The organism is Janibacter sp. CoH_79_TC_3 (assembly GCF_058197955.1).
Window position 1 is genome coordinate 1 of record NZ_JBXWIV010000040.1, and the last position, 3749, is coordinate 3749.

The following is a 3749-nucleotide window of genomic DNA, read 5'->3' on the forward strand; positions in this document are numbered from 1 at the left end:
CCACCACTATTTATGATGATGGCACCACTAACGGCACTGATCCTGTAGATCCTACTGATCCTACGGTAGGTGATGACCGTTCAACCGCGCCAGTTGCTGTCGATGACCTCGAAACAGGTTTAGTAGGTTCTCCTGTGACTGTGGCTGTGGTTGGCAATGACACCGATGCTGAAGGCGACCTAGATCCGACCACTGTCATGATCACTGTGTCACCAGCAGGTAGCACCATTGCTGCTGATGGCAAATCGGTTGACGTATCAGGCGAAGGCGTTTGGACAGTTAATCCAACCACTGGTGACATCACCTTTACCCCAGAGACAGGCTTCACAGGTGATCCAACGCCAATCAGCTATACCGTTGATGACCTTACAGGTAAGACCTCGAATGAAGCGACTGTCACCATCGATTACGATCAACCAACTAACATCTCAGTATCGTCGCCTGCCCGTGTTTCTGAAGAAGGTTTGGCTGGAGGTAATCCAGATACCAATCCAGATTCAACTTTAGATACCACTGATTCAGCAACGGATACTGATAATAATTGGATTAGAGTAACTGATACTGATACAGATTTGTCAAATTCGGTGGTCAACTTTGTCCTACCAACTGCTGTACAGAACATTACTAGCCAAGGCAATCCAGTAGATTTCCGTATTGATTCGGCGACAGGTAATATTGTTGGTGAATATACCTATACAGACAGTGCTGGTGCTCCTCAAGTTCAGAATGTTCTGACTATAAGTTTAAATGGTAATAAAGAAGCCATAACTGATGGTTATCAGTTTGGATATGATGTGGTATTAGGTGCGCCTGTAGACCACATACTAGGTGACAATACTGAAGGTGTATTACCTGTTAGTTTTGGTATCGAAGTCTTTGAAAATGCTACTGCCACTGAGTCATTAGCTAAATCTGATGAGTTACTAGTGATAGTTGAAGACGACTCTCCTTTACCTCAACCTGTGGTTTGGAATATTGATGTTCAGCAAGAGACCATCACTATCAATGGCTTACAAACAGGTTTCGATGAGACATTGTTCACTCGACCAACACGTGCAGGCTATTTGATTGCTGATGCAGATAATGTCGCTGCTGGTAGCACAGGAACCACTGTTGAATCACGGAACTATGGCGGTACAATTGGAATATTGTCTGCTGAGCAAGATGCTACGTACCAAGCAGGTGATGGTAACACTTATGTAGACTCTTTGGATGAGGGTATTTATTGGGGTAGACCAGCAGGAACGACTCCTCCTGCAGGGTATACCACTTATGAAAATACCAACTATCAAGGTGCTGGTCAAGGAGTTAAGTTCGAGACTGATATTGATTTAGGTAATTTTTCACATATCAACTTTAGTATCTATGGAGATGGCGGTACGTTGATTGAGACGAATCTTAACGTCGACTTTACAATTGATGTGAATGGCAATTCTGAGCCAATTTCAGTTGATTATTTGCTTAAGCATAATGAAACTCCCAATGGTAATACGGCTGAGTTTTATGGTTTAACTTCAGCAGAATATGATGCTACCTTTGTGGCTAGTGACTTCATCATCATACCGAATGCATCCCGAGTTATAACGATTGCTGGTCAGCAATATAAGCTTGATTTGGAGCTTGTAAATAAAGATCCAAATGCAGCTGTTGACTCTGATAGAAACAAAACGTTCCTGAAAGCTTATCAAACTAAAATTAATGGTTCTTACGATCCAGCATTGGACGATGAAGGTACCTTTGTGGTAAACAGTGAAGAAGGTAAGGAAAATACTTATGACGTCATTGGTAAGCTAACGCCGTTAAATCCATTGCCTGAATTAGCCGATAACGTTGTGATTGCAGGACAAGTAGCGGTGGGTGCAGATGCTGTTGATTACACTAACCCGACTGGCACTGGTATTGTCTGGTCAGGCACATCGACCACTGGTGCTAATGGAATAGCCATTATGGATACAGATAGTGATATGACTAACTATGAGTTCAAAACAGACTATGGTGTGTTTGTTGGTTATGCCAATGGTAGTTATAAATTCAGTGCAGCTAAAAATATCTCAGAGATTGTGTCGCCTGGTCAAGATGATATTGATGTGTTCTCCTTTACATATAAAGATGCTGATGGTGATACGGCCACCTCAACAGTGACACTGAACTATAATGAGTATGCAACGCCTCAAAATCCTAACTCAATAGATAATCTTGCTCCACGTGGCACTGATAATAATGATTACTTATTAGGTACAAACCAAGCGGAAACATTGAACGGCGGTGCAGGAAATGATACTTTAGTTGGTCTGAGCGGTGCAGATACTTTGCTAGGCGGCGAGGGTAGCGATACTATAGTATTTGATAAAAATGATGTTTCTATTGATGGCGGCACAAACTTAGACGGTAGTCAAGAGAATGACACCTTAGTGATTACCGACACGAGTATTATTGCTAGCAATGATATGAATAACGTTACTAACTTTGAAACTCTTGATTTGACGAATAATACTGCTCAAACACTAAATCTAAACTTGAGTGATGTTATTAGTATGACTGATGGTAATAATCAGTTATTTATCAAAGGTGATAGCGTTGATACCGTCAATGTATCTGGTATGACTAAGTCTGGTACTTCTGATCAAGCAGGTTATGATCTGTACCAAGACGCCGGTAGTATAGCGCAGTTATACATCCAAACTGATATCATTGATAATGTTATTTAGTAGTATTCAATAAGGATGAGATGCGGCTGCTATAGCGCATCTTATACCAACTAACAAATACAGCTATCGTCATTCAAAAAGCCATAACTTGTTGTGGCTTTTTGATTAATAAGTTATGACAATAGTTTAAGTATAGCGGTTATCTATCACTTTCTGATGACTCAGGTATCGTCTGATTTTTATTTGCAGATGAGGAAGGCGGAGATGTTATAGGAGTTATAGGATAGTCATATTTTACTGAAGGCGTTGCCGTTGCACTCTTATTGGAAGGTGTGTCTGTTTGATACTGTTGTATCTGGCTTTGATTGTATTTTTTAACTTCGCCGATGAGTTTAGAAAGTTGATCAGCATCCTTATCGATGTCAGCATCTAATTGTTGATATTCTTTAGTCTGTTTAAGGGTATACTCAGGCGGCTCTTGTTGAGTATCGAGGACTAAATCGGTATTGGGTTTTAGATTGTTGTTAGCATTAAGTCTTGATGCTTGCTCAATTGAGGCACTGCTATCTTTTTGTCCTTCGTTTTGAACAATGGACTTTGTCTTTTGAGTGGTGACCACATTCTTATCTGCTAAGTTTTTTTCAGTATTGGCGGTCATATTAATGTCAGCAGTATTCGTCCCATCCTTTTGCAGGTCACTGGATTGGGTAGCCATGTCTTTTTCACTATCTAATGGTGTTAGCTCGTTCTCTTCTATAACAGAAGCTGATATTAAGCCATTGTTATTAAGTAGTGGTTCTTCTGTTGATGATTTTTTATCATTAAAGACCGTAAAATAGATGACCACTGCAACCAAAACATGAATTGACACTGCCAGTATAATAGCTATTGATGATCGGTCTTTTGATTTTTTTAGGCGATTAGAGGGTGGTAAGAGTTGAGTCATAAGGTTATGATCCATACGTCAAAAATAGGGATTTAATAGGCAGTTTATATTAAATAAGGGGCTGTCCTAGATAACTAGTTCAAACCCTGTTTAACCCATTGTTTTAATTGTAGTAATTGCGACTTTGGGTCACTGTGATTAAAACGCCACTCACA

Annotated in this window: 2 protein-coding genes and 1 pseudogene; 1 reads left to right on the forward strand and 2 read right to left on the reverse strand. The window is 40.3% G+C overall.

Going from position 1 to position 3749, the window contains the following annotated elements:
- On the forward strand, positions 1–2708 hold a 2708-nt coding region (locus AC2FA3_RS14905), incomplete at its 5' end, for an Ig-like domain-containing protein (RefSeq protein ID WP_490510264.1).
- Between the two features lie 139 nt (positions 2709–2847).
- Here the strand turns inward: AC2FA3_RS14905 and AC2FA3_RS14910 are convergent.
- Positions 2848–3594, reverse strand: a complete 747-nt coding sequence (locus tag AC2FA3_RS14910) for a hypothetical protein (protein WP_173240501.1) — start codon at positions 3592–3594, stop codon at positions 2848–2850.
- 74 nt (positions 3595–3668) lie between these two features.
- Positions 3669–3749: pseudogene (locus tag AC2FA3_RS14915) on the reverse strand (IS1595 family transposase); the annotation flags it as partial.

What these genes read in the sequence shown, in the direction of transcription:
- AC2FA3_RS14910 (WP_173240501.1), bottom strand. Translation starts at nt 3,594, where the DNA reads ATGACTCAACTCTTACCACCCTCTAATCGCCTAAAAAAATCAAAAGAC.